The 23007-nt window shown below is 63.9% G+C and carries 31 protein-coding genes; 18 read left to right on the top strand and 13 right to left on the bottom strand.

Annotated elements, in window-relative coordinates; genetic code table 11:
* Positions 1-61: 61 nt before the first annotated feature.
* Positions 62-1015 (bottom strand): LysR family transcriptional regulator, encoded by a 954-nt coding sequence (locus tag HAP40_RS27500; RefSeq protein WP_166814802.1) that lies wholly within the window; start codon positions 1013-1015, stop codon positions 62-64.
* A gap of 82 nt (positions 1016-1097) precedes the next feature.
* Between HAP40_RS27500 and HAP40_RS27505 the strand changes: the two genes are divergently transcribed.
* A complete protein-coding gene (locus HAP40_RS27505; protein WP_166814801.1) occupies positions 1098-1667 on the top strand; it encodes a YybH family protein in 570 nt (189 codons plus the stop codon).
* Between the two features lie 60 nt (positions 1668-1727).
* Here the strand turns inward: HAP40_RS27505 and HAP40_RS27510 are convergent, their stop codons facing one another.
* Together HAP40_RS27510 and HAP40_RS27515 are read right to left on the bottom strand one after the other, a co-directional pair.
* The gene (locus HAP40_RS27510; protein WP_166814800.1) at positions 1728-2135 is read right to left on the bottom strand and encodes a hypothetical protein; all 408 of its coding nucleotides are present in this window, start codon (positions 2133-2135) and stop codon (positions 1728-1730) included.
* A 59-nt stretch (positions 2136-2194) separates the two neighbouring features.
* Entirely contained in the window at positions 2195-2362 is a 168-nt protein-coding gene (locus HAP40_RS27515; RefSeq protein WP_166814799.1) for a hypothetical protein, read from the bottom strand.
* A gap of 344 nt (positions 2363-2706) precedes the next feature.
* Here HAP40_RS27515 and HAP40_RS27520 point away from each other — a divergent pair, with 344 nt between their 5' ends.
* The 3 genes from HAP40_RS27520 (at position 2707) to HAP40_RS27530 (ending at position 3557) form a co-directional block, all read left to right on the top strand.
* Positions 2707-2862: a hypothetical protein gene (locus tag HAP40_RS27520; RefSeq protein ID WP_166814798.1), complete on the top strand. Its 156-nt coding sequence runs from the start codon at positions 2707-2709 to the stop codon at positions 2860-2862.
* Entirely contained in the window at positions 2855-3151 is a 297-nt protein-coding gene (locus HAP40_RS27525; protein WP_166814797.1) for a hypothetical protein, read from the top strand. The genes HAP40_RS27520 and HAP40_RS27525 overlap by 8 nt, the downstream gene beginning before the upstream one ends.
* Before the next feature lie 127 nt (positions 3152-3278).
* The gene (locus HAP40_RS27530; protein ID WP_166814796.1) at positions 3279-3557 is read left to right on the top strand and encodes a DUF1488 domain-containing protein; all 279 of its coding nucleotides are present in this window, start codon (positions 3279-3281) and stop codon (positions 3555-3557) included.
* 32 nt (positions 3558-3589) lie between these two features.
* On the opposite strand, the gene rpsU is transcribed toward HAP40_RS27530, so the two are convergent.
* Positions 3590-3865, bottom strand: a complete 276-nt coding sequence (gene rpsU / locus HAP40_RS27535; RefSeq protein ID WP_166819339.1) for a 30S ribosomal protein S21 — start codon at positions 3863-3865, stop codon at positions 3590-3592.
* A gap of 431 nt (positions 3866-4296) precedes the next feature.
* On the opposite strand from rpsU, the gene HAP40_RS27540 reads away from it, so the two are divergent.
* The 3 genes from HAP40_RS27540 to HAP40_RS27550 all read left to right on the top strand — a co-directional run bounded on the left by HAP40_RS27540 (position 4297) and on the right by HAP40_RS27550 (position 5101).
* Positions 4297-4506: a cold-shock protein gene (locus tag HAP40_RS27540; protein WP_166814795.1), complete on the top strand. Its 210-nt coding sequence runs from the start codon at positions 4297-4299 to the stop codon at positions 4504-4506.
* Between the two features lie 96 nt (positions 4507-4602).
* Positions 4603-4845, top strand: coding sequence for a transcriptional regulator (locus HAP40_RS27545; protein ID WP_166814794.1), 243 nt, complete (start codon positions 4603-4605; stop codon positions 4843-4845).
* Positions 4846-4888: 43 nt separating this feature from the next.
* Positions 4889-5101, top strand: coding sequence for a hypothetical protein (locus HAP40_RS27550; RefSeq protein WP_166814793.1), 213 nt, complete (start codon positions 4889-4891; stop codon positions 5099-5101).
* Positions 5102-5218: 117 nt separating this feature from the next.
* On the opposite strand, the gene HAP40_RS27555 is transcribed toward HAP40_RS27550, so the two are convergent.
* The 5 genes from HAP40_RS27555 to HAP40_RS27575 form a co-directional block, all read right to left on the bottom strand.
* Complete coding sequence (locus tag HAP40_RS27555) at positions 5219-5455, bottom strand: DUF6894 family protein (protein ID WP_166814792.1); 237 nt, start codon at positions 5453-5455, stop codon at positions 5219-5221.
* A 182-nt stretch (positions 5456-5637) separates the two neighbouring features.
* Entirely contained in the window at positions 5638-5964 is a 327-nt protein-coding gene (locus HAP40_RS27560; RefSeq protein WP_166814791.1) for a hypothetical protein, read from the bottom strand.
* 304 nt (positions 5965-6268) lie between these two features.
* Positions 6269-6481, bottom strand: a complete 213-nt coding sequence (locus HAP40_RS27565) for a hypothetical protein (RefSeq protein ID WP_166814790.1) — start codon at positions 6479-6481, stop codon at positions 6269-6271.
* A 220-nt stretch (positions 6482-6701) separates the two neighbouring features.
* On the bottom strand, positions 6702-9173 hold the full coding sequence (locus tag HAP40_RS27570) for a TonB-dependent receptor (protein ID WP_334270715.1): 2472 nt from the start codon (positions 9171-9173) through the stop codon (positions 6702-6704).
* A 164-nt stretch (positions 9174-9337) separates the two neighbouring features.
* Positions 9338-10696: a histidine kinase gene (locus HAP40_RS27575; protein ID WP_166814789.1), complete on the bottom strand. Its 1359-nt coding sequence runs from the start codon at positions 10694-10696 to the stop codon at positions 9338-9340.
* 207 nt (positions 10697-10903) lie between these two features.
* On the opposite strand from HAP40_RS27575, the gene HAP40_RS27580 reads away from it, so the two are divergent.
* Both HAP40_RS27580 and fghA read left to right on the top strand, forming a co-directional pair.
* Positions 10904-11524, top strand: coding sequence for a response regulator (locus tag HAP40_RS27580; protein WP_157326983.1), 621 nt, complete (start codon positions 10904-10906; stop codon positions 11522-11524).
* A gap of 71 nt (positions 11525-11595) precedes the next feature.
* Positions 11596-12441 carry an S-formylglutathione hydrolase gene (gene fghA / locus HAP40_RS27585; RefSeq protein ID WP_166814788.1) on the top strand — a complete coding sequence of 282 codons (846 nt, stop codon included), beginning with the start codon at positions 11596-11598 and terminating at the stop codon, positions 12439-12441.
* A 5-nt stretch (positions 12442-12446) separates the two neighbouring features.
* Here fghA and HAP40_RS27590 read toward each other — a convergent pair whose 3' ends face one another.
* The gene (locus tag HAP40_RS27590; protein WP_208024880.1) at positions 12447-13019 is read right to left on the bottom strand and encodes a DUF3280 domain-containing protein; all 573 of its coding nucleotides are present in this window, start codon (positions 13017-13019) and stop codon (positions 12447-12449) included.
* A 73-nt stretch (positions 13020-13092) separates the two neighbouring features.
* On the opposite strand from HAP40_RS27590, the gene HAP40_RS27595 reads away from it, so the two are divergent.
* The 6 genes from HAP40_RS27595 to HAP40_RS27620 all read left to right on the top strand — a co-directional run bounded on the left by HAP40_RS27595 (position 13093) and on the right by HAP40_RS27620 (position 17940).
* Entirely contained in the window at positions 13093-14274 is a 1182-nt protein-coding gene (locus HAP40_RS27595; protein ID WP_166814786.1) for an ABC transporter substrate-binding protein, read from the top strand.
* Positions 14259-15251 carry a YVTN family beta-propeller repeat protein gene (locus HAP40_RS27600; protein WP_414645345.1) on the top strand — a complete coding sequence of 331 codons (993 nt, stop codon included), beginning with the start codon at positions 14259-14261 and terminating at the stop codon, positions 15249-15251. Before HAP40_RS27595 ends, HAP40_RS27600 begins: the two co-directional genes overlap by 16 nt.
* Positions 15248-16054: an ABC transporter ATP-binding protein gene (locus HAP40_RS27605; RefSeq protein ID WP_166814785.1), complete on the top strand. Its 807-nt coding sequence runs from the start codon at positions 15248-15250 to the stop codon at positions 16052-16054. The genes HAP40_RS27600 and HAP40_RS27605 overlap by 4 nt, the downstream gene beginning before the upstream one ends.
* Positions 16051-16899: an ABC transporter permease gene (locus tag HAP40_RS27610; protein WP_166814784.1), complete on the top strand. Its 849-nt coding sequence runs from the start codon at positions 16051-16053 to the stop codon at positions 16897-16899. The genes HAP40_RS27605 and HAP40_RS27610 overlap by 4 nt, the downstream gene beginning before the upstream one ends.
* Positions 16896-17504, top strand: coding sequence for a hypothetical protein (locus HAP40_RS27615; RefSeq protein WP_166814783.1), 609 nt, complete (start codon positions 16896-16898; stop codon positions 17502-17504). The genes HAP40_RS27610 and HAP40_RS27615 overlap by 4 nt, the downstream gene beginning before the upstream one ends.
* Before the next feature lie 133 nt (positions 17505-17637).
* Positions 17638-17940: a copper-binding protein gene (locus tag HAP40_RS27620; protein WP_166814782.1), complete on the top strand. Its 303-nt coding sequence runs from the start codon at positions 17638-17640 to the stop codon at positions 17938-17940.
* 69 nt (positions 17941-18009) lie between these two features.
* Here the strand turns inward: HAP40_RS27620 and HAP40_RS27625 are convergent, their stop codons facing one another.
* Positions 18010-18585 carry a PQQ-dependent catabolism-associated CXXCW motif protein gene (locus HAP40_RS27625; protein WP_166814781.1) on the bottom strand — a complete coding sequence of 192 codons (576 nt, stop codon included), beginning with the start codon at positions 18583-18585 and terminating at the stop codon, positions 18010-18012.
* On the bottom strand, positions 18582-19466 hold the full coding sequence (locus HAP40_RS27630; RefSeq protein ID WP_166814780.1) for a substrate-binding domain-containing protein: 885 nt from the start codon (positions 19464-19466) through the stop codon (positions 18582-18584). The genes HAP40_RS27625 and HAP40_RS27630 overlap by 4 nt, the downstream gene beginning before the upstream one ends.
* Before the next feature lie 126 nt (positions 19467-19592).
* On the opposite strand from HAP40_RS27630, the gene HAP40_RS27635 reads away from it, so the two are divergent.
* Positions 19593-20519: a quinoprotein relay system zinc metallohydrolase 2 gene (locus HAP40_RS27635; protein WP_166814779.1), complete on the top strand. Its 927-nt coding sequence runs from the start codon at positions 19593-19595 to the stop codon at positions 20517-20519.
* Between the two features lie 47 nt (positions 20520-20566).
* The gene (locus HAP40_RS27640; protein WP_166814778.1) at positions 20567-21385 is read left to right on the top strand and encodes a quinoprotein dehydrogenase-associated SoxYZ-like carrier; all 819 of its coding nucleotides are present in this window, start codon (positions 20567-20569) and stop codon (positions 21383-21385) included.
* 193 nt (positions 21386-21578) lie between these two features.
* On the opposite strand, the gene HAP40_RS27645 is transcribed toward HAP40_RS27640, so the two are convergent.
* Positions 21579-21938 (bottom strand): hypothetical protein, encoded by a 360-nt coding sequence (locus tag HAP40_RS27645; RefSeq protein WP_166814777.1) that lies wholly within the window; start codon positions 21936-21938, stop codon positions 21579-21581.
* A gap of 87 nt (positions 21939-22025) precedes the next feature.
* Between HAP40_RS27645 and HAP40_RS27650 the strand changes: the two genes are divergently transcribed.
* Positions 22026-23006, top strand: coding sequence for an ABC transporter substrate-binding protein (locus HAP40_RS27650; RefSeq protein WP_166814776.1), 981 nt, complete (start codon positions 22026-22028; stop codon positions 23004-23006).
* The last annotated feature ends 1 nt before the right edge of the window (position 23007 follow it).

Genomic DNA, 23007 nt, shown 5'->3' on the forward strand with positions numbered 1-23007 from the left:
TGCTCCACTTCTCTTGGTTTCGAGGCACGACCGACAGTTCCAGGGTTCAGAAAGGGCGGTTTTAGGGCCGGCCTGCTCCGATTGAACCGACCACGACCTGCATCAGCCACGCGACGCCGGCGTCTCTCATCGCGGCCTTGGTTGCGATCGCCCGGATCGTATCCGGTTTGCGCTTGAAAGGCAGCTCGACGAACACCAGCCCGAAACGGTCGGCATGGTGCTCTGCCAATTTGCGCGGCAACGCTGCGATCAGATCAGACCCTGAAAGCTGGACAAGCGCCATCATGAAATTCGGCACGGTCAAGGCGATGCGGCGCGCGAGGCCGCGCTTGGCCAACATCTCATCGACGAAACCGCGCGCCTCACCGCTGAGCGACACCAGCAGATGTTGTGATTGCGAGAACAGGACGCGGGACGGCGCTTTTGCCAAGGGATGTCCCTTGCGCATGGCCAGCACGAAATCTTCGTCGTAGAGCCTGCGTGCCTCGAATCGCGGCGATGCCGCGGGCAGCGGCAGCATTGCGACGTCGAGCTCGCGCCGTTCGAGCATGTCGAGACTTTGGTGCCACGGCTCGCCGATCGCGCCGCCGCGCGGTGCAGGCATCAGGTGGATCAGGGCGATGTCGATATGCGGTGCGGCCGTCGCGATCGATCGTAACAGCTGAACGGATGACGAGACCAGGACGGCATCGGGGGCGCCAATCGTGAACCGGCGGCTGCTTGTCGCAGGGTCGAACGGTGCGGCCGAGCCGATCAGCTGTTCGATGCGCGCGATCACCTCGGCCACCGGCTCCCCAAGCTCCAGGGCCCGGGCGGTTGGAACGACGCCCTTCGGCGTCCGCAGAAACAGCGGGTCGTTCAGCAAGAGACGGAGCCGGCCCAGCGCATGGCTGACCGCCGACGGCGTCAGGCTCAGCCGCGCGGCGGCGCGCGCGACATGACGTTCTTCCAGAACCACGCGGAAGAGCACGAGGAGATTCAGATCGATCCTGGATAGATCAATTTGGTTCAGCATATTGCTGAAATCATATCGCTGGATTCATCAAGATCAAGGCCCCATGGATGGGCCCGTTCGTCATTCGATCAGGAGCCGTGAAATGACCGAGAAGCCGTCCGAGGTGAACAAGTGGTCGGACTCGCAGGGGAAGATGTCGCGGCGCTCGATGATGGCCGCTGCGGCTGCAATGTCCATTCAGCTTTCGGCAGAGGCGGCCGCCGGGCACGACGCGATAGCCGGCCTCATCGAACGCGCCCGCGACAAGAATGCCGCCTTCATGCGCGGCGACATGGATCGCTGGCTCCAGCTTGTCCGCATCGCGCCGGATTTCACGTTGATGCAGCCGTTCGGCGGGCCCGCCAGTCGCGGATTCGACGCCAGCCCGAAGCGCCTCGCCGACCTGTCGCGATACTTCAGGGAAGGCGAGACCGAGCTCGAGGTTTCGCAAACCTATGCGTCGGACGCGCTCATCGTGCTCGTCATGGTCGAACGCCAGCGGGCTGAAGTTGGCGGATTGGCGGCTCAGGACTGGTCGCTGCGCGTGACCGAGGTCTACCGCAAGGATGGCACGGATTGGCAGCTCGTGCACCGTCATGCGGATCCACTGGTGCGACGCATCACCTTGCAACAAGCGGCGATGCTCGCCGGGGGCTGGCTGGAGGAAAAATGATACCCCTCGCCTCGCTGGCGCAGCCGGCCGGCCCGGAGTGTCACCTGCGACGAGAAATTCTCAGCGCGAGCGCTTCGGCAACTTCGGAAGCTTGTCGGGATTGAAGGCCGGCATCTTCCCGGCTGTATCAGATGCCGGCGGGGGCTGCTCCGTCAGGATGAGCGTGCCCTGAAGAACCATTCCCGGCACTTGCACGGCCGTCGCGGTGTAGGTCGCGATCCTGCCGGGGCAGTTTCCTTCGATACTCAGCGTGAGTTCTTCGTCGTTGCCGAAGACCGTTGCGCGTCCGTCGGTATGGCGCTTCGTCGAGACAATGGCGGTGAAACGATCCCCATCGACCTGGCAGGCGCCGTGATACGTCATCAGGCTGTCGCGGCCCCAGATCTGTCCATCCGCGACATGGACGATGCCGGTCCCCTGGTCGAGCGGGGTCTTGTACCATGCCGCGTAGGTGCCGTCCTTCAGCATGGGTCATCTCCGTTGGTGATCCCAAGCGGGTAATCCGCATCATTAGCGCTAAGAAAGCGTTAATTGCGCGGCCCGTGCCATTCCGGTCTGTCTCTGCGCAGCTCGGCTTCGAGCTCCTCGATGATGCTGTGAAGCAGACACGCCGCGAGCGGGTCCGTCACTTCCCGCTCCAGCTGCCTGTAACGCGCGATCTGGAACTCCTGCTCTCTCAACTGGTGCTCTGTCATCGGACGGGCCCTCCGACACATCGACGCAGAAGCAGCCAAGTCGTTTCGTTAAAATTTTCGGATCATTTGCGATGGTTTCCGATCGGTTAAAGGCAATGCCAAGCAGCCATCGCAAACGCGGCCACCGCCCAGTCACACGATCGAAGCCGTTGAGATGTGCGGTGATGGCAGCGAGGCTACGCCCGTGCTCAGCCAATAGCGACCGTGGAATGCGCCGGCGACAGGCTTTGCCGCGACATCTTCGTTCGCTGCCGTGTGACGATAGTGCTGGCTATCGCCAAGCGAAGGGCGCATGGTCGCGGCAGCAGCATCGGTTGGGCTTCCAGTTGCGAAAGGCAGCGTGCATGACCATCCGCTCGCGGCGAGAAGCCGTCCACTCCAAGCATTCGTTCCGCATCCGCGGCATCGAGGCTGCCTGCGGCGCCACTGAGATGCTGTCGATCGACTCGATCGATCTTGCGAACGCGCAAGCCGCTGACGCGAGCATCGGCCATGACTGACCAGCCGGTCGACCTCGACAAGCATCGCGGTATGGCCGCGCAGAAGGCCACCGACCTGCGCCGCGCATTGGCTGACGTCGAAGCCAACCTCCGCGAACTGCGCGAGCGCGAAGCCGATCTCGAAAATCGCATGATGACGGTGCCTGCCGCGTCCTGGCCGGAGGCGGCAGTGAAAGCACGCCATCTCCTCAACCTCTATGCTGCGGGTCTGCCCGCCGAGGATACGCGCCATCGCGCGCTGGTGGCAGCCCTGTTCGACGATTTCGCCCGGCTGTCGGGGGAGAGCTGAGGCGAACGACGGCCGCCTGCATCGCGACACCTGCCATGCTCGGCGCGACCGGGAAGCGCGCGGCCCGTCGCGCGCGATGATTGAACGCACGACCGTGCCGGGTCGCAACCACGTAACGGAGCAAGCCATGACATTGACCAGCGGCCGCTTTATCAGCCACGAATACGACCGGATGATCGTCCGGTTCTCGATGCATGACGGTGCCAGGGAGGTTCCTTGCGCGATTTCCACCTCCGCGATGGACTATATCGAGCGCGGGCCTCAAGTCAGAGCCGACCAACGGGAAGCCCAGTTCACCCGCCTGCGGGATCGCATCGAAGCTCGAGCGGCCAGCAAATATCGGGCGGCGGAGTTCGAAGGCACGCCACCGGGCATCGTGCTGCGGGGCATCGATTTCCGACAATAGCTCGACGGCATCCTCGCCAAGGAGGACGCTCTCTATTCCGCCCGTGCCTTGATCTCCGGCAAGGGTGATTTGCGCTCGAGCGGCTTCTTCTTCGGCGGCGCGGGCAGCAATCCCTCACGGATTGCCTGCTTCCGGGCGAGCTTGCGGGCTCGGCGAATGGCCTCGGACTTCTCGCGGGTCTTTCTCTCGGACGGCTTTTCGTAGGAACGCCTCTGCTTCATCTCGCGGAAGACGCCCTCGCGTTGCATCTTCTTCTTGAGAACACGAAGTGCCTGATCAACGTTATTGTCTCTGACGAGTACGTGCAATTGAGTCTCCTTGCCGATGGCTGCGAATGCGGCACGTCCTGTGGCAGCCAATTCCGCAGGAGCTTCATTCCGACTTTTGAGGATAGTGGCGGCGACCTTGGCCGCGGCTGCGCACAAGCCGATCTGCTCGTCACGAGCGATGCAGCTTGGTGGCATGAACGTGATCCTCTCGTGCAGCGCTGTCAATCGATAACGTGTTTCCTACAAGGGCACGCGAAGCGATTTAATCGGAACACCGGGACTGGTCTTCGCGGAAGCAAATTGGCTTGCCTCCTTGCAAAATCGCGTATGTGGTGTATATTGAAGTCGTTCGATTAGCCGCTGTGCCTTGTTGAATGCGCCCGCGGGCTCCTTTTCCAAAGACATCGACGAAGTTGAAGATGACCGCGTGATTGTCGCGCGGGTAGCGATTGCGCGCTTTGGAGAAGCAGATGACGACAGGTACTGTGAAGTGGTTCAACGGCCAAAAGGGCTTCGGTTTCATTCAGCCGAGCGACGGTAGCAATGATGTTTTCGTTCACATCAGCGCCGTCGAACGTGCCGGTCTCGCCGGTCTCGCAGAAGGCCAAAAGGTCAACTTCGAGGTCAAGACCGACAAGATGCGAGGCAAGGTCAGCGCCGAGAACCTCTCGCTGGCTTGATATCGTGGTGCCGTTTCACGGATGTACTGAAACGGCCCCCTGCCCGCTCGATCTTCGGATTGAGCGGGTTTTGTCGGTTTCCAAGCCGGGTGAGCAATGAACGCCAAGAAATCGGCAGAGCTGTCACCCGAAGGCGTCGCGCGCTCCGATCGCAAGCGTCTGGCCGCTGAAGAGGGAGCGCGAGCGTTGGCGGATGTCGAAAGACAGGGCGTCGAGGTCCGCAAGAACATGGCGCGGCTCCGTGAGGTGCGCGAGGCCAAGGAAGCCGCCGATGAAGCGATGCGAATAGCTTTGCCACCGCCGACGCCCAAGAAGCGTTCCAAGAAGCCGGTGCGATAGTCAGCAATTCGAAGGGCCGATCACATGCCGGAGAGAGCAGATCGTGCCTAGAAGCAAGCCTGACCACGGAACCATCACTTTCTTTCTCGCGTCCGGCGCAAACCGGCAGATGTGCCGGCTCGCGACGACATTCAACACGCAGAAGCAGGCCTTCAGCTATTTCCAGAAACACCGGACGGAGTTCGAGCGCATCGCGCGGGCGCGCCTTGCTTCGGGAGAACTCGAAGACGGAATTGTGGTGCTTTCGATGCTCTAGCCGGAGCCGATCCGGAAGAGCGCCACGATTGGCTCTGCGTTAGGACGTGACACCGGTTTGAGTTGAGATGATGCTCACATCATAAACCGGCTGCGATGACGCTGTGCGCCTATCTCATCAATCGCCCGGCCGCGCTCTTTCACCCACGAAAGTTACGCTGAAGTCAGGGCCGACCGCATCCCGAACCTGAATGGTCAATCCGTCGCTACTCGTGAAGGGATCAAGCTCTCTGGTGATGTCGGCAAGAGACAGTGCCGCCTCGACCTCCGCGGCCCTTTGACCGGTCAAACTCAGACCCTCTTCGTCGACCACGAGCGACTCGCCGTCCCAGATATCAAAGTAGAAGTGCGGCACCTAAGGTGCTCTAGCGGGCTGGCCACGGCGCTTGGCTTCCCTGGCCAACCTTTCGGCTTTCAGACGCTCCCGATTTGCGTGAAAAGTCAGTTGCGCTTGCTCATAGTCGGTCGGTGGCTTTTTCGCGATCGGCTTGAACAAGTCGTGGGCCTCTTTGACGGCCCGCGCGTGTGATCGCTGTCTCATGGCTTGATCCCTCTTTTTTCTCTGGTGACGTGTCTGGTGTTCATCTTGCTCGCGCTGCCCACTTGTTCCCCGGATCCGCTCGTTGTGCTGGGTCTATCTTTGCGCAAGCGGTTGAACTCCGCGGGTCCGTTGAGCAGATCCTGCTTGCGCGAGACCCGGGCCTCTTCCGTCGTGGCCTTGTCGCCCATACCATCGATCGCATCGCCAGCCATCTTGCGCGCGCGCAGTTTCTGCTGATCACGACGGTCGTTCGACGTGAGGCCCAGCTCGACGAGGCGACCAACCGCCTCGGACAAGGAAGAGCCGTTGTTCTGATGAGCCATCCACGCCCTGATGGCCTTCAGCAGAGACGCTGAAGGCCGAAAGCTCACAGCTGGAGCGAGGGTAAAACGTTTCCTCATTGGGCTCACCCGGTTTGCTGCCACCGCAGCGCGCCCATCGGCAGTAGGTGAAGGACCAACGGGCAACCATCCGAACCGTTCCTACCGGTAAGGCTTGGAAGGCCATGGCCATTCTGGAAGCGGCGCACCCGGAGCCGCATCATCGAAAACACGCTCGAAGGGATGCGGAAAGCACTGCCTGTGCCTCCTGAGGAAAACAGGCGCCATTGGAAGCTTGCTCTTCGGGTCAGGGCTTCGAGGGCTTTTGATCCCAGGGACGCTTGCCGTCCGCGTCACGATCCCAAGGTCGCGTTGTAGGTGCGCTTTTTTCGGCTTCGACGGCTTTTGCGCGGTCAGCCTTAACCTGTTCACGATCAGTCAGAGGCGGCTTTTGCGGGGAACCGACTTGAGCCAGCGCTGGAACTGTGGTGACCAGCGCGACCATGAGGATTTTCTTCATCCCCGAGTCTAGCACTGACATCCGACCGCGTCCGAATTAGTTTGCCCGCTCTGGGCTTCTGGCGGTTTTAGCTTGCCTGTCCAATTGCCCAATCGGCCGGACAGTCCGTATAGGCGGGACGGCCTCCTCGCGGACGGTGCAAGCGTCATTGGGCCGATGCGCCAAGCTGCTGAGAGACAACAGCTTGGCCCCTTCCGCGCGAAGCGGTGTCCGCGCCGCCCTAGAACGTCACCCGCATGCCCGCATAGAACGCCCTTGGCCTCGCGGGGCTGAGCGAGCGCGGATCAATGAAATCTGCGCCGCCATTGGTGAAGTTGGGCAAGGCATCGCGGTCGAAGAACTGCCCGTAGGTCACGTAGCGTTTGTCGAACAGATTGTCGACGCGGCCGTAGAGCTGGATGTTTTTCGCAACCTGATAGGAGGTGTAGAGATTGAAGACCGTATAGGATGGCAGCTTCGCGAACTGGTTCGACTCGTCGCCGACTATAAATTGGTTGGAGACGAACAGCGCGTTGCCGCCGACCTTCCAGACGTCGGTCACGGCATAGTCGACGCCGACCTTGACGCGGTGGCGCGGGATCGCGGGGATCTGGTTGCCGGGCCTGACTTGGATGGTCTCGGTGGCCGGATCGGCAAACGGGCTTTCGGAACCGAGCTCGAGCGGGTCAAGGAAGCGCGCGTCGACGAAGGCGTAGCTCGCCTGGAACTGAAGCGTCGGAGACTTGATGTTGACTTCGGCCTCGAGCCCCTGCCGCCGTGTCCGGCCGACGTTCGAGAAATAGCCGAAGCCGGTCCGGCCAACGGCCGGCACCGCCATGATGTCGTCGTGATTGGTGGCGCGGAAGCCGCCGAGCTTCCATCCGAGCGTGCCGATGTTCAGCTCCTGGGTGCCGCGGAAACCGGCCTCCACGGTCTTGGAGACGACCTGCTTCAGCGGCGGATCCGCAACCAGGAAGGCTGCAATGAGGCAAGGCCTGGCGGGATCGGCGCAGCCGAGCTCGAGCGGCGTCGGCACGCGGTTGGCCTCGGAATAGCCGGCATAAGCGGTCAATCCCGGCGTGATCTTGTAGGTGCCGCCGATGATCGGATTGAAGCGCGTGAAGGTGTGATCGCCGTTCAGCGCAGTCCCGAGCTGGTCCTCGAGCGTGATCCGCGCCGCGTTGAAGCGGCCGCCGCCCGTGATGGCGAAGGCGTCCGTGACGTTGAACGTGTCCATCGCGTAGAGGCCATTATATTGATTGACGGTCCGTAGCGAGACGGGGCCGGCGATGGGGTCTGCCGCGGGAGTTGGCCCCAGGAAAACGCCGCTGCCGGTGACGACGTAGTTCTCTCCCATCGAACCGATTTCGGAGCTGGCATTGTAGCGCGTCACGCTGGCGTCATAGGTAGCGCCCACGACGAAGCGGTTGTCATGGCCGAACAATTGATCGGTGTTGGTGGCTTGGCCCGACACGCCGAATGTGGACGAACGGATCGAGCCCCGGTCAATCGCGCCGAGGATCGTTCCCGGTGCAAAGGGATTGGCGAGCTGCACGCCCCCCCCGCCGTTGGCGGGGGTGGTGTCGTCGCCAAAGCAGAGCAACGCCGGATCTGCAGCGCACTCCTCGGCGTCGGTCGGATTGCCGTCGACGATGTTCTGCTCGAACCTGCGCACATGGGCGGTACCTTCGAGCGTCCAGGTCGGCGTCGCGTCGACCTTTCCGGTGAAGTTGAGATAGCCGACGCGGTTGGCCGTGGTCTGCGGTGTGGTGTAGGTCGCCCCCCAATATTTTTCCAGCAGCTCGGCCGGAACGGTGGCACTGGCGCCGAAATTGTTCTTGGCGGCCCCCATGTTGACGTGGAATTCGCTGTCGCCGGCCCTGTAACCGACATCGCCGTAGAAGCGCCGAATCGTCGATTGGGAAAAATTGCGGAAACCGTTGTCGCGCAGCCCCTCGAGCGCGCCGTAGACGGCGTAATTCGGATCGACCTGCTTGCCCCATTGCGCCGACCCCTGGATGCGGCCGAACGAGCCGCCCATGACGTCGACCTCCGCGCCCTGATAGGTGAAGCCATCCTTCATTTGCAAGTTGAGCGCGCCGCCCAGCGCATTGAGGCCGAAGGCGGGATTGTTGGTCACGAGCGTCACCGACCTGATTGCGGCGGTGGGGATCAGGTCCCAGTTGACGGCGTCCGAGAACGCTTCGTTGATGCGGACGCCGTTCTGGTACACGGCAAGGCCTTGCGGCGTGCCGGTCACGGGAGACGCGACGAAGCCGCGGAACTCGATGTCAGGCGTGAACGGATTGCCTGTGACTTCGCTGATGTTGACGCCGGGAATGTAGTCGCGCAGCGCATCGGTGATGTTCAGCGAGTTGGTACGCCTGATCTGGCTGGCATCGACCGCGTTGATCGCCGAAGGGACCTTGTCGACATCGAGACCCCGGCCGATGCCCGGCGAGGTCGGGTAGACATAGAGCCGGGTCCTCGGAGCGGCGGACCCGGGCGCGCCCACCCGCGCGACCGGTCGCGACGGCGCCGCGCGCCGCGTTGCCGACGGTGGTGCGGTCACCTCGACCGGCGGCAGGTTCTGAACGTTGGTCTGCTCGTCCGGGGCGGCCTTGGCAGGGCTCGCAAGGACCAAACCCGACACCAGCCCCGTCGACACCGAGGCCATCAATAAACGACGCTTGAACGAAAGAACCTTGCCCATCCCCCACCTTCCCATCCGCAACTACCGGCTGTTTTGATTTTCGCCGATTGGTCGAGACGAGTGTATTCTGCCGCAATGGGTGCGCCAGCCACAAAAGGTCGGGCGATACCCACACCCGTTTTCCCGATCAGATCGGGAATTTTTCCCGACCGTTTCGGGTGCGATCAGGCCGCCGCCGTCGGGACCAGCGCCTCGACGGTCAAGCCGCCCTCGCCGGAGACGACGTTGAGCGTGCCGCCCAGCGCCAAAATCCGCTCGCGCATGCCGACGAGGCCGAAGCCGAGCTTCTGGCCCGGCTCCATGCCGCGGCCATTGTCACTGATCCGCACCCGGGCGCAGACGCGGCCGTCGCGCCCCTGCTGCCCCGCCGGCTCGATCACGACGTTGACCGAGGTCGCGCCGGCGTGGCGGAACACGTTGGTGAGCGCCTCCTGCACGATGCGGTAGATGGTGAGGTCGGCGGTCTCGCCGGTCGTGCCCAGCGCCGGTGAGATCGAGGTCTCGATGGCGACCTCGGGATGCGACTCCCGCCACAGCCGCCACAGCGATTCCAGCGCCTGGCGCAGGCCAAGCTCGGCAAGTCCCACGGGCCGCAGCCGCTCGAGCACGCGGCGGGTGAACTGCTGGAGCGCGTTGATCTGCTCCAGCAAGGCGCTGCCGTGCTTGCGGACAGCCTCGGCACTCGGCGCGCGTCCATCCGCCAGCTTTGCTAGGGCACTGGCATGGGCACGCAGCGAGAACAGATAGGGCCCGAACTCGTCATGCAGCTCGCGCGCGATCTCCTTGCGCTCGACGTCCTGGAGCGACACCGCGCGTTCCGCAAGGCGGCGCTTGTCCTCGACCGCCTCGCCGAGCGCTGCCGCCAGATGATTGAGCTTGCCGCAAATCGCCGCAAGCTCGGGTGCACCGCCCGGTGTGACCCGCGCGTCATAATGCCCGCCCTCGATCTTGCCCATCGTCTCGGCCAACGACTGCAGCGGGGCCAGCGCGCGGCCGACCACATTCGTCATCAGCAGGAACAACACCACCGCGACGACCGAGCCGACTTCGAGCTGGGTCACGATGCTGTCCCAGATTTCGGCAATCTCGTCGGTCGGATGCGAGGTGATGACGAGCGAGCCGGGCTTGCCCTGGATCGAGACCGGCACGCTGACTGCGGTCTGCTCGGGATGCACCAGGCCGACAAACCAGGCCGGCGGCCCGCGCGTCTCAGCGTCGGCCCCGGTTCGGGGCGGGGTCAGCGGACGGCCGCCGGCGTCATGGAGCGCGATGCTGACATGGCGCAGGCGGCTGAGATCGCGCGCGATCTGATTCAGCTTCGCATCCGGATCAGGCGCCTCGTTCAGGTCCGCCACGATCATCTCGATGAACTCGCGCGCGAGCCGGATCACGCTCTGGTCCTCGGCCTGCACCCGCGGACCCGCCTCCGCAACCTGGCGGCCGATATTGACGGCGAGCCCCAGGGCCAGCAGCAGCGCCAGCAACAGGTTGATGCGCCCGCGCAAGGATAGATTTTGCCACATTGGTATCGCTCGCACCCCGCGAAGGTTTTGCCCGCCTGCCCGATGACGTTGACAGAGACGAAGCGGCGGATATCTAATCGGAAGCGTACAGCAATCCCGGCCGGGTTGCATGAGGCGACATGAGACGCGCGCGTCTTGCCTGGTCGGCCTCATGCGGCAAAACAGGCAAGCTTTATCCCAGGGAACGCGCTGTCGCGGGGAACGCCTATGCGCATTCTGATCGTCGACGATCATCCCATTGTCGCCTCCGGCTGCCGGGCCGTGCTGGCCGACGAGGGCGAGATCGAGATCCTGGAAGCCGCCGACGCCGAAGACGGCGAGTGCGTGTTCATCGTCGAACGTCCCGATCTCTGCATCATCGACATCAACCTGCCGACCGTCTCTGGATTCGAGCTCGCGCGCCGCATCCTCGAGCGCGCGCCGGAGGCCCGCATCATCATGTTCAGCATGAACGACGATCCCGCATTCGCCGCGCGTGCGATCGAATGCGGCGCCAAGGGCTACGTCTCCAAGACCGGCGACCCCGACGACCTCGTCGAGGCGATCCGCGCCGTCGGCGGCGGCGGCACCTACCTGCCGAGCGCGATCGCGCGCAGCATCGCCTTCGCAGGACCTGCGCTGGCACAAAGTCCGCTGTCGAAGCTGAACGCCCGCGAGATGGAGATCCTGCGGCTGCTCAGCGCCGGCAAGAGCCTGTCCGAGATCGCCTGGCTGGTGCAATCGTCCTACAAGACGGTGGCCAACACCTCCTCGATCATGCGCCAGAAGCTTGGGGTGAAGACCTCGGTCGAGCTGGTGCGACTGGCGATCGACAGCGGCGTCGCCTGACGACGCCACAAATTTCGGTCACACAAGCATTGCAATGTCGATTGCGGTGAGATGCCACGGAGTTCTAAGGCATGACGATCCAGACTGTCTCGACGAACAAATCCCATGGCGGCGTGCAGGGCGTCTATCGCCATGCGAGCCAGGCGACCGGAACCGACATGGTGTTCTCGGTCTATGTTCCCCCGCATGCGGACGGCGCCAAGCTGCCCGTGGTCTGGTACCTTTCCGGGCTCACCTGCACGCATGCCAACGTCACCGAGAAGGGCGAATTCCGCAAAGCGTGCGCCGAGCTCGGCCTGATCTTCGTCGCGCCCGACACCTCACCGCGCGGGCCCGACGTGCCTGGCGATGCCAACAATGCCTATGATTTCGGCCTGGGCGCCGGCTTCTATGTCGATGCGACGCAAGAGCCGTTCGCGCGCAACTATCGCATGTGGAGCTATGTCACCGACGAGCTGCCGAAGCTGGTGGTCGAGAATTTCCCGGTCGATGCCAGGCGGCAATCGGTGATGGGCCATTCCATGGGCGGCCACGGCGCGCTGACGGTGGCGCTGCGCAATCCGCACCGTTTCCGCGCGGCGAGCGCCTTTGCGCCGATCGTGGCGCCTTCGCTCGTGCCCTGGGGCATCAAGGCGCTGACCGGCTATCTCGGACCGAACAAGGATGCCTGGCGCAGCCACGATACGGTGGCATTGATCGAGGATGGCGCGAAGTTCTCCGGCTTCCTGGTCGATGTCGGCGAGGCCGACAATTTCCTGAAAGAGCAGCTCAAGCCGGAGCTGCTCGAAGCCGCCTGCGCCAAGGCGAGCATCCCGCTGACGCTGCGGCGGCAGGCGGGTTACGACCACAGCTATTATTTCATCTCGACCTTCATGGGCGATCATCTGCACTGGCATGCGGAGAGATTGAAGGGGTGAGCCCCCTACTCCGGCCGCCCGTAGTTCGGCGCCAGCAGCCTGTTGCGGATGAGGTAGCTCATCGTGCGCGTCCAGGCTTCGTCGGTGTTGCCGCGCATGTCGGCGCTGGCGACCGTGATCATGTTGCCGGTCTTCACGTTGCGCAGATAGATGTTGAGGTTGATGATCAGGTTCGAGACCTTCTGCACCAAGCCGGTGATCTCCAGATCGGCGCCGAGCTGCCCGGCGAGCTCGATATCGCAGCCGCCACAGGCCTGCAGGTTCGCGCGACGGGCGGCATCCCTGACCGGCGCGATGTCGAGCACCTGGAACTTGCCTGAACCCGCCAATTCCTTGCGCAGTTGCTCGCTGATGCGCTCCAGCCGCGCCTGCTCGGGCTTCGAGCCGTAGAACTCGCCGGGCAGGCTGGTGTCGATCAGCTCGAAATCGAACACCGCGAGTTTCGGCGGATCGGCGAGCGCGATCGATCCCGTCAACAGCAAAGCGGCGAAACATATCAGCGCTCGCATGATCGTGATTCCGGTCCTCGTGCGCGCGGGGACGAAATGCGGGGTTGCATGCCCTGACAAATTGGTCATGCTTTAGCAGAGACAATTCTCCACCAGCGGTCAAGCCGGGGAGACGCTCGGAGGAAAATCGCTTGGAGGAAGCATGATCCGATGGCTGGTCGGCCTGATCGGCCTGGGTGTTGCCGCGACGAGTGCGCTCGCGGCCGACCCGGTAACGATCGGCGTCGGCTATCTCGGCGTCGCCGGCACCAAATCGACCCTGTCGCTGGCCGAGCAGCCCGCGGAGAACGACGGCTTCGCCGGCGCCCGCCTCGCCATCGAGGACAACAACACCACCGGGAAATTCCTCAATCAGCGTTTTACGCTGGAAGAGCGCCGCATCAAGGAAGGTGAGGATCCGGTCCAGGCCGCAACCGCCCTTGCCGACAAGAATGGCTTCATCATCGCCGACCTGCCGGCCGATGCCCTGCTGAAAGTCTCTGACGCCCTGCGCGAACGCGGCACGCTGCTGTTCAATGTCGGCGCAATCGACGAGCGGCTGCGCGAGGCCGATTGCCGCGCCAACGTCATCCATACCGCCCCCACGCGCGCGATGCTGGCGGATGCGCTCGGCCAGTATCTGGTGTGGAAGAAATGGTCGCGCTGGCTGCTCGTGGTCGGCTCGCATGACGAGGACAAGCTGTTTGCCGACGCGCTCCGGCGCACCGCGACGCGCTTCGGCGCCAAGATCGTGCAGGAGCGCACGTTCGAGGACAAGGGCGGCGCGCGCCGCACGGACTCCGGTGTCACGCTGATCCAGCGCCAGATGCCTGTCTTCACTCAACAGGCGCCGGCCTATGACGTGCTGGTCGCGGCCGACGAGAGCGAGGTGTTCGGCGCGTACCTGCCGTATCGCACCTGGGATCCGCGGCCCGTCGCGGGCTCGGCCGGCCTCGTTCCGCGCAGCTGGGACGCCGCGCAGGACCAGTGGGGCGCGATCCAGATACAGAACCGCTTCGTCAAACTGAACGCGCGCCGGATGACCGCGCTCGACATGCAGGCCTGGACGGCGGTGCGCATGATTGGCGAGGCCACCTCGCGCACCAATTCCGGCGATGTCAGGAAAGTCACCGACTTCATCAAGGGCCCGGATTTCTCCGTCGCCGCCTTCAAGGGCACGCGGCTGACGCTGCGCGACTGGAATCTCCAGCTGCGCCAGCCCATCCTGCTGGTCGACGGACGCATGGTGGTGTCGGTGTCGCCGCAGGAGGGCTTCCTGCACCAGGTCTCCGAGCTCGACACGCTCGGCTACGACCGTCCGGAGAGCAAATGCAAGCTGAAATGAGGACGCATATGTTGCGCATGTGGCGTGTGGGACTTCTCTTCGGACTGGCGATGGCGGCGGCGCCCGCGCATGCGTTCATCGCCTATGTCTCGAACGAGAAGAGCAACACGGTGTCGGTGATCGACACCGACAGCTGGACCGTGACCAAGACCATCAAGGTCGGCCAGCGCCCGCGCGGCATCGATTTCACGCGCGACGGCAAGTTCGTGATGGTCGCGGTCGGTGACGACGACACCATCCAGGTGATCGACGCCAAGACGCAAACCGTGGTGGACAGCCTGCCCTCCGGCCCCGACCCTGAATTGTTCGCCCAGGATGCCGCCGGCAAGATCCTCTATGTCGCCAACGAGAACGACAACACGGTGACCGTGATCGACCTCGAGAAGCGCGCACGCCTCGGCGACATCCAGGTCGGCGTCGAGCCTGAGGGCATGACCATCAGCCCCGACGGCAAGACCCTGATCAACACGTCCGAAACGACCAACATGGCGCATTTCATCGACACCGCCACGCGCCAGATCGTCGCCAACGTGCTGGTCGACGCGCGCCCGCGCTTTGCCGAGTTCAAGCACGACAGCTCCGAAGTGTGGGTGTCCTCGGAGATCGGCGGGACCATCTCGATCATCGACCCGAAAAAGCACGAGGTGATCGGCAAGGTCACGTTCGAGATCCCGGGCCTGAGGAAGGAGGCGATCCAGCCGGTCGGGATCGGGATGACAAAGGACGACAAGACCGCCTTCGTCGCGCTCGGCCCCGCCAACCGCATCGCCGTGGTCGACGTCGCCTCGCGCAAGGTGACGAAATATCTCCTGGTCGGCCAGCGGGTCTGGCACGTGGCGTTCACGCCCGACGAAAAATACCTGCTCACCACCAACGGCGTGTCGAACGACGTCTCCGTCATCGACGTCGCCGCGCAAAAGGTGATCAAGACCATCCAGGTGGGCGAACTGCCCTGGGGCGTCGCGATCGCGCCATGACCGGCCCTGCCCCGACCGCCGAACCGCGTCAAGCGCCAAGGCCGCAAGCGGCCGCGGTGCCGGCGCTGTCGATCGGCGGCGTCAGCCATTCCTACGGTCCACGGCGGGCGCTGACCGACGTCTCCTTCGACGTGCAGCCGGCGAGCTTCACGGCGCTGCTCGGCCTCAACGGCGCCGGCAAGAGCACGCTGTTCTCGCTCATCACGCGCCTGTTCGGCATCCAATCGGGACGCGTCGGCATTTTCGGACACGACATCAGCAAGACTCCTGGCGAGGCGCTGCGGCTGCTCGGTGTCGTGTTCCAGCCGCGCACGCTCGATCTCGACCTCTCGCTGACGCAGAATTTGCTCTATCACGCGGCTCTCCACGGCATCAGCCGGCGCGAGGCGGCTTCACGCAGCGCCGAGTTGCTCGGCCGCATCGGTCTCGCCGAGCGCGCCGGCAGCAAGGTGCGCGACCTCTCCGGCGGGCAGATGCGACGGCTGGAGATCGCCCGCGCGCTGCTGCACCGGCCTCGCCTGCTGTTGCTGGACGAGCCGACCGTCGGCCTGGACGTCAAGGCGCGCGCCGACATCATCAGCCATGTCCGCCAGCTCGTGACCGAGCAGGGCATCGGCGTGCTCTGGGCCACGCATCTGTTCGACGAGATCATGCCCAATGACGACCTCGTGGTGCTGCACCAGGGCAAGGTGCTGGCGCAGGGGCCGATGAGCCGCGTCGTCGCGGAGGCCGGCGCGCAGGACGTCAACACCGCCTTCATGCGCCTGACCGGCGCGCAAACCATGCCGGGAGGCGGCGCATGAGCAGCATCACCACGCGTGAGGCGCCGCGCGGCTTCTCGGCCGGCGAGTACATGACGTGCCTCACGGGCATCGTCTGGCGCGAGGGCCTGCGCTTCCTGCATCAACGTGAGCGCTTCGTCTCGGCGCTGGTGCGGCCGCTGGTGTGGCTGTTCATCTTCGCCGCCGGCTTCCGCCAGGTGCTCGGCATCTCCATCATCCCGCCTTACGAGACCTACATCCTCTACGAGGTCTATATCGCACCCGGCTTGATGGCGATGATCCAGCTCTTCAACGGCATGCAGTCCTCGCTCTCGATGGTCTATGACCGCGAGATGGGCAATATGCGCACGCTGCTGGTGAGCCCGCTGCCGCGCGGGTTCCTGCTGTTCTGCAAGCTGCTCGCGGGCACGGCCGTATCGCTGCTCCAGGTCTATGCGTTCCTCCTGATCGCATGGTTCTGGGACATCACCCCGCCGCCATCGGGCTATCTCACCGTGCTGCCGGCGCTGATCCTGTCCGGGCTGATGCTGGGCTCGCTCGGCATGCTGATCTCCTCCGGCATCAAGCAGCTGGAAAACTTCGCCGGCGTGATGAATTTCGTCATTTTCCCGATGTTTTTCGCCTCCTCCGCGCTCTACCCGCTCTGGCGGGTGCAGGAGGGCAGCCCTTACCTGTACTATCTCTGCGAGGCCAATCCGTTCACCCATGCGGTCGAGCTGATCCGCTTCGCGCTGTACGGACAGATCAACTGGGTCTCGCTGGCGGTGGTCGCGATCTGCACAATCGTCTTCATGGTCGGTGCGATTTTCGCCTATGATCCATCGCGCGGACTGGCCCGACGCGGACCAGCGGGAGGCGAAGGATGAAGGTTTGGATTTTGGCTGCCATGGCAATTGCGCTGTCGGGCGCGGCCGCGCGCGCGGCTGATCCGCGCTATCCGGACTGGCCCTGCACCCAGGCCAAGGTACCGGAGATTTCGCTCGCGGCCGTCTGGGCCGGGCCGGCGCTCGACGACGTCCAGAACAAATGGAAGGACGACGCCAAGATCAGCGCGCTGGTCGCGAAGCTGTCTGCGCGAAAGACGTCGCTGGACGAGGCCGAGAAGTCCGTCAAGGAGTTCCTGGCCGCCTCCGCCTCAGACAAGTCCGCCAACGCAAAGCTGCTGTTCGCCGGCCTGTTCGACACGCTCAACGCCCAGCGCTCCCAGGTGATGAACGGGCTCGAGCGCGTCAGCCGCAAGCAGCGCGAGGCCGCCGACAAGATCCGCGAGGAGGTGCTGGCGCTCCAGGCGCTCCAGGGCGCAACGCCGCGCGACGAGGCCAAGGTCGAGGCGCTCAGCAACGACCTGATCTGGAAGACCCGCATTTTCGAGGATCGTCACAAAGTGGTGCGATTCGTCTGCGAGGTTCCGACCACGATCGACCAGCGTCTGTTCGGGCTCGGGCGCGTGATCCAGCAGGAAATGGAATAGCGCCGCTGACCGCTCACGAAAGTTCCCGCGAACGCCCTTGGGGACAGTTAACCCATTGCCGCGCTATCTGCCGGGAACCAAATCGTTTTCGGACGGCTTGTCGAAGTGAACTCCAAGACGTCGGGAGGCCTCGATGGGAACCACAAGATTCATCTTCGCGGGCGCTGCGGCCCTCAGCATGCTCGCAACCAGCGCGCTTGCCGATGACATGACCGGAATGGTCACGCGGATCGATCGGCTCAACGGCACGATCTCGATCCAGCAGACGCAGACAGGCACTGTCGGGGCCGGCACAGGGAGCGCCGGCGCGCTCCAGGAATACAAGGCAAAGGACGCCGCAATGCTGGACGCCGTCCATGCCGGCGACAGGGTGAGCTATACGGCCACCGAGACGAACGGCACGGGCACGCTGACGAAGCTGCAGAAGCAGAAATAGTACTGCGTCCGCCTCTCCCCGTCACGGGGAGAGGCTCGGCACCTGCATCCAATCGCTTGCATCCAAACGCTATTGGTCCGGGCGCGGTTCCGGCTGCGCGTCCTCCGTCGGGAGTTTGGCGCCCTCCCAGCCGTCCGTACCGTCCGGGTACCACGCAATGTTGGAATAGCCGTACGCCAGCGCGCGCTTGGCCGCGTTCCAGGACATCCAGCAGTCGGCAAGGCAATAGATCACGAGCAACGCTGACTTGTCGCCGCGCGAGGCGCGTTGAAGGCCGCGCTGGAAATAATCGTCCATGGCCGGCGGCAGGGTGCCGTAGCCGGTGTCGGGCAGCCAGATGCTGCCCGGAATGTTCCTGCGCGGCGCATCGCGCCAGACGGTGCCTGCCGGCAGATTCTTCGGCTTCGGCGGGCGCGGCATCACGTCAATGAAGGCGCCGCCTTTTGCACGCCAAATCGCTTCGGCCTCTGTCGTTTCCAGCACGCGCGCACCGGCAAGCGTCGCCGGCACCGGCGCGCGGTAATTGTCGGAGCGATATCCATCGGGCTCGAACGGCTCCTGCTGCTGCGCCAAAACCTGCTTTGCCAGAACGGCCTGCCCTGCCAGAACGGCAGCGAGCAGCGCAACGGCAAGATGCCGCCTCATGGCGTCTTCTTGACCGTCTCCGCACCGAGTGGCCGGTTGCTTTCGTCCAGCAGCGGGACGCCGAAGTCGAGCAGGATCTTGTTGATCTCGCCCTGGTTCTCCTGGATCACCTTGTTCAGTTGCCGCTTCCAGTTCTGGTCGGCGGGACGCACGCCCATGCCGATGCGATAGACCAGTTTCGGCCCGGTGGTTTCCTTCACCAGAGGCGTGACATGAAGCGAGGCGCCAGCCTTCTTCGCGTAGTAGCCGGCCATCGGGCCCCACAGCACGCCGGCATCGATCTTGCCGGCGGTGAGATCGTCGATCATGGCCTGCGCCGAATTGTCGAAGCGCGTGTCGATCATCAGCGGATAGGGTTTTGCGTCACCCATCAGGCCCGCAAGCGCCAAGTTGGTCGCCGGCGGCGTGCCGGCGACGATGCCGACATGCTTGCCCTTCAACTTCGGATCCTCGAGCGTATCGACATTCTCAAGTCCGCTGCCGGCCTTGGCGACCAGCGCATAGGTCGTGCGGTAGTAGGGATTGGTGCCCTGCACGAGGTCATCGCCTTGCGGGAAGCCCATGATGACGTCGCAGCGATGCGCGCCCAGCGTCATGCGCACGAAGCCGGTCGCCTGCGGGAAGAAGACGTAGTCGAGCTTCTTCTGGAGCTTGTCCGCAAGAAACTCGGCGAGCTTGTTCTCGAACCCCTCGCCCTTCTCGTTGGAGAACGGCAGATTGCGTGGATCCGCGCAGACGCGCAGCACTGTTGGGTCGACCAGTTCGAAGGAGAGGTCGCCGGTCTCGTTCGTCTGCGCGATGGCAACATCGCCGAATGCGCAGGACGCAACCAGGATCCACAGTGAAAACAACCAGCGACGATGTCGTCCGGCCTCCGTCATCGCGCTTCCTCCTCGTTTTGTTTGAATGCTATCCATGCAACGCATGACGCGCCATGTTTGCCAACTTGGCGTTGGCTTTTCTTGTTGCAGTGCAATGCGGCGAACCCTTTAAACTGAGGCAGAAAAGTGTCTCGCATCGCTTCAATAGTCTCAGCCTTGTCCCTGCTGGGGATAGCGACGCTAGCACGCGCCGGGGCGGCCGAATTGCCTGTGAGCGAAGTCGCGCCGGGAATCTTCGTACACTCCGGGACCATCGCCCTGATGACCCACGACAACGAGGGCGGCATCGCCAATATCGGCTTCATCGTGGGCGACGACGCGGTGGCGGTGATCGATACCGGCGGGAGCCTGCGCGAAGGCGAGGCGCTGCTGGCCGCCGTGCGGGCGAAGACGCCCAAGCCGATCCGTTACGTCATCAACACCCACGGCCATCCCGATCATGTTTTCGGCAACGCGGCCTTCGCCGCCGGAAACGCCACTTTCGTCGGCCATCACAAGCTTCCGCAGGCGCTCGCGACACGCGGGCCTTTCTATCTCGACAATTTTCGCCGCATCATGGGCAGCGAGTTGATCGATCCCGTGAAGATCATTGCCCCGACCCTGCTGGTTTCGGAAACGATGATTCTGGATCTCGGGTCGCGGCGAGTGGCCCTGCGCGCCTGGCCGGCCGGGCACAGCGACAGCGATTTAACCGTGCTCGACGAGACGACCAAGACGCTGTTCGCCGGCGATCTCGTCTTTCTCCGCCACATTCCGGTCATGGACGGCAGCATCCGCGGCTGGCTCGACACGCTGAAGGGGTTGGAGGCCATCCCGGCGCTGCGCGTCGTTCCCGGTCACGGTCCCGTGAGCGACTGGCCCGCCGCACTGGCCGATGAACGGCGCTATTTGTCGACGCTGCTGTCCGACGTCCGCGCGCTCAACAAGAAGGGCGAGCCGATCCGAGCCGCTGCCGACAAAGCCGCCGCATCGGAACGGCCGCGGTGGGAGCTGTTCGAGGACTATAACGCCCGCAACGCAACCGCAGCATTCTCGGAAATTGAATGGGAGTAGCGGGCGCGCTAGGCTGCACCGAACGTATCGTCCGCAGGACCATGACCATGACGGGATGGACACGCCGCCTGACTCTCGCCGCCCTCCTGCTCGGCATCGCCTTCGCGATGCCGGCGCTGGCTGAAGAGGCCGACGATCCCTGGCCGGGCCTGGTGCAGGACATCTTCAGCAACCGTCCAATGAACGACGGCAGCGCCGTCATCGGCATTGAGATGCCGTATCGCGCCGAGGACGCCGCCATCGTGCCGGTAACCCTGCGCAGCAAGCTGTCGCCCGGCGATAGCCGGCGCATCCGTTCGATCACGCTGGTGATCGACCGCAATCCTGCGCCGATGGCGGCGAAGTTCGAGCTCGGACCGGATGCCAATGTCACGGAGATCTCGACGCGCGTGCGCGTCAACAATTACACCGACGTGCACGCAGTGGCCGAACTCAGTGACGGCCAGCTCTATGTCTCGAAAGTTTACGTGAAGGCCTCTGGCGGCTGCTCGGCACCGGCGGGCAAGAACATCGAGGAAGCCAGGAACCGGCTCGGCCAGATGCGCTACCGGCAATTCGCACGTGAGGAGGCGCCGGCGAGCCGCGTGCGCGAGGCGCAGATCATGATCGGCCATCCCAACAATTCCGGGCTGCAGATGGACCAGGTCACGCAGCTCTACATCCCAGCCTTCTTCATCAACGAGCTCAAGCTGTCGCAGGACGACAGCCCTGTGCTATCGATGGAAGGCGGCATCTCGATCTCGGAAGATCCCAATCTGCGCTTCACCTATGTCTCAAACGGCGCCAAGCGCTTTCGCGCGGAGGCAAAGGACACGGACGGTCACGTGTTCCGCAATGAGTGGGACGTGGAAAAGCCGGGGACGTAAAGGCCTTCGCTTACCCTCTCCCCCTGTGGGAGGGGGTGGCTCGCCGCTAAGCGGCGAGACGGGTGAGGGGTTTGTCTCCGCGAACGATACTCTCAAACGCCCGAGCATGAGGAGAGACACCCCTCATCCGGCGCTTCGCGCCACCTTCTCCCACAAGGGGAGAAGGAAGAATGCGCGGTTGCCTCGGAAGCTGCTAGAAACACCTCACCTCGGCTTCCGCCTGCGCACGCCTCAAATCATTCACGGCCGAATTGGCCTGCTCGGAGGTGCGGAACGGGACGCCGAGATCGCCGCGCACCTGTGACATGCTGAGCGCGGTCTCCGCGGTGACGTAACGCTCATAGGACACGATCGAGGCCACCACGTCGATCGAGCAGGAACATCGCTCGATCGCAGACCGCGTCTCGCCATTGGCCTTCATACAGCCATAGACATACTCTGCGCGCGCCGACGTCGGATAATCGTTGGCCTCCTCGGCCTGCGCCGCGCACGCGGTTGCCGTCAATACCGTCAATGCGGCGACAATCGGTCGTAGCTGTCCCGCCAGTTTCATGCGCATCCTCCCGCTGGTTGCGACCAAAGCTATGCTATGCGTATTGTCCTGAAAAGCACTCTGTCAGAGGAAACGGCTCACAAGGTGATGAGAGCTTCTGGTCGAACATTTGCGCTCGCGGTGACGCTGGCGTTGACGCTAGCCGCACCCGGCCGCGCCGCGGAGACCATCCGCCTTGCGGTGCAGAAGACCGGAACATTCTCCTGGGAGCTGGCCGCGATCCGCGCGGGCAGCCTGGACAAGGAGGCCGACCTGTCGCTCGAGGTCACCGAGCTCGCGAGCACCGAGGCCGGCAAGATCGCGATGCGCGCAGGCAGCGCCGACATCATCCTGTCGGACTGGCTGTGGGTGTCGCGCGAGCGCACACTCGGCGCCAAGCTCACCTTCTATCCCTACTCCAGCGCGCTCGGCGCGGTGATGGTGCCGCCCAATTCGCCGATCAAGACGCTCGCGGATCTCAAGGCGCGCAAGCTCGCCGTGGCCGGCGGCGCGATCGACAAGAGCTGGCTGCTGCTCCAGGCACGCATGAAGCAGGACGGCATCGACCTGAAGTCCGCGGCGACCATCGTCTATGGCGCCCCACCCCTGATCGCCGCCAAGGCGCTCGACGGCGAGATGGATGCGAGCCTCAACTTCTGGAATTTCTGTGCGCAGCTCGAGGCCAAGGGCTTTCGCCGCCTCGCCGGCATCGAGGACATTTTGCCGAAGCTCGGCGCCAAGGGCGCGGTCGCGGCGGTCGGTTATGTCTTCGACGAGAACTGGGCGGCAAGCCATCACGACGCCGTGGCGCGCTTCATCGCGATGACTCGCAAGGCGAAGGACTTGCTGGTCACCTCGGACGCGGCCTGGGACAAGATCGCGCCGCTCACCGGCACCAGCGATCCAGTCATGCTCAAGACCTACCGCGACCGCTATCGCGACGGCATCCCGCGCCGGAGCATTGCCGACGAGGAGGCGGATGCGCGCGTGCTCTACCGCGTGCTCGCCGAGATCGGCGGCCGCGATCTTGTGGGATCGGCGGCCGAGCTCGATCCCGGCACCTTCTATCACGCGGTCCCCGGAGACTGAG

The organism is Bradyrhizobium sp. 1(2017) (genome assembly GCF_011602485.2).
Classification (GTDB): domain Bacteria; phylum Pseudomonadota; class Alphaproteobacteria; order Rhizobiales; family Xanthobacteraceae; genus Bradyrhizobium.

Coding starts and splice junctions, on each gene's coding strand:
- HAP40_RS27500 (WP_166814802.1), bottom strand. CDS start 1,015: ATGCTGAACCAAATTGATCTATCCAGGATCGATCTGAATCTCCTCGTG.
- HAP40_RS27505 (WP_166814801.1), top strand. CDS start 1,098: ATGACCGAGAAGCCGTCCGAGGTGAACAAGTGGTCGGACTCGCAGGGG.
- HAP40_RS27510 (WP_166814800.1), bottom strand. CDS start 2,135: ATGCTGAAGGACGGCACCTACGCGGCATGGTACAAGACCCCGCTCGAC.
- HAP40_RS27515 (WP_166814799.1), bottom strand. CDS start 2,362: ATGACAGAGCACCAGTTGAGAGAGCAGGAGTTCCAGATCGCGCGTTAC.
- HAP40_RS27520 (WP_166814798.1), top strand. CDS start 2,707: ATGACCATCCGCTCGCGGCGAGAAGCCGTCCACTCCAAGCATTCGTTC.
- HAP40_RS27525 (WP_166814797.1), top strand. CDS start 2,855: ATGACTGACCAGCCGGTCGACCTCGACAAGCATCGCGGTATGGCCGCG.
- HAP40_RS27530 (WP_166814796.1), top strand. CDS start 3,279: ATGACATTGACCAGCGGCCGCTTTATCAGCCACGAATACGACCGGATG.
- HAP40_RS27540 (WP_166814795.1), top strand. CDS start 4,297: ATGACGACAGGTACTGTGAAGTGGTTCAACGGCCAAAAGGGCTTCGGT.
- HAP40_RS27545 (WP_166814794.1), top strand. CDS start 4,603: ATGAACGCCAAGAAATCGGCAGAGCTGTCACCCGAAGGCGTCGCGCGC.
- HAP40_RS27560 (WP_166814791.1), bottom strand. CDS start 5,964: ATGGCTCATCAGAACAACGGCTCTTCCTTGTCCGAGGCGGTTGGTCGC.
- HAP40_RS27565 (WP_166814790.1), bottom strand. CDS start 6,481: ATGAAGAAAATCCTCATGGTCGCGCTGGTCACCACAGTTCCAGCGCTG.
- HAP40_RS27570 (WP_334270715.1), bottom strand. CDS start 9,173: ATGGGCAAGGTTCTTTCGTTCAAGCGTCGTTTATTGATGGCCTCGGTG.
- HAP40_RS27575 (WP_166814789.1), bottom strand. CDS start 10,696: ATGTGGCAAAATCTATCCTTGCGCGGGCGCATCAACCTGTTGCTGGCG.
- HAP40_RS27580 (WP_157326983.1), top strand. CDS start 10,904: ATGCGCATTCTGATCGTCGACGATCATCCCATTGTCGCCTCCGGCTGC.
- fghA (WP_166814788.1), top strand. CDS start 11,596: ATGACGATCCAGACTGTCTCGACGAACAAATCCCATGGCGGCGTGCAG.
- HAP40_RS27590 (WP_208024880.1), bottom strand. CDS start 13,019: ATGACCAATTTGTCAGGGCATGCAACCCCGCATTTCGTCCCCGCGCGC.
- HAP40_RS27595 (WP_166814786.1), top strand. CDS start 13,093: ATGATCCGATGGCTGGTCGGCCTGATCGGCCTGGGTGTTGCCGCGACG.
- HAP40_RS27600 (WP_414645345.1), top strand. CDS start 14,259: ATGCAAGCTGAAATGAGGACGCATATGTTGCGCATGTGGCGTGTGGGA.
- HAP40_RS27605 (WP_166814785.1), top strand. CDS start 15,248: ATGACCGGCCCTGCCCCGACCGCCGAACCGCGTCAAGCGCCAAGGCCG.
- HAP40_RS27610 (WP_166814784.1), top strand. CDS start 16,051: ATGAGCAGCATCACCACGCGTGAGGCGCCGCGCGGCTTCTCGGCCGGC.
- HAP40_RS27615 (WP_166814783.1), top strand. CDS start 16,896: ATGAAGGTTTGGATTTTGGCTGCCATGGCAATTGCGCTGTCGGGCGCG.
- HAP40_RS27620 (WP_166814782.1), top strand. CDS start 17,638: ATGGGAACCACAAGATTCATCTTCGCGGGCGCTGCGGCCCTCAGCATG.
- HAP40_RS27625 (WP_166814781.1), bottom strand. CDS start 18,585: ATGAGGCGGCATCTTGCCGTTGCGCTGCTCGCTGCCGTTCTGGCAGGG.
- HAP40_RS27630 (WP_166814780.1), bottom strand. CDS start 19,466: ATGACGGAGGCCGGACGACATCGTCGCTGGTTGTTTTCACTGTGGATC.
- HAP40_RS27640 (WP_166814778.1), top strand. CDS start 20,567: ATGACGGGATGGACACGCCGCCTGACTCTCGCCGCCCTCCTGCTCGGC.
- HAP40_RS27645 (WP_166814777.1), bottom strand. CDS start 21,938: ATGAAACTGGCGGGACAGCTACGACCGATTGTCGCCGCATTGACGGTA.
- HAP40_RS27650 (WP_166814776.1), top strand. CDS start 22,026: ATGAGAGCTTCTGGTCGAACATTTGCGCTCGCGGTGACGCTGGCGTTG.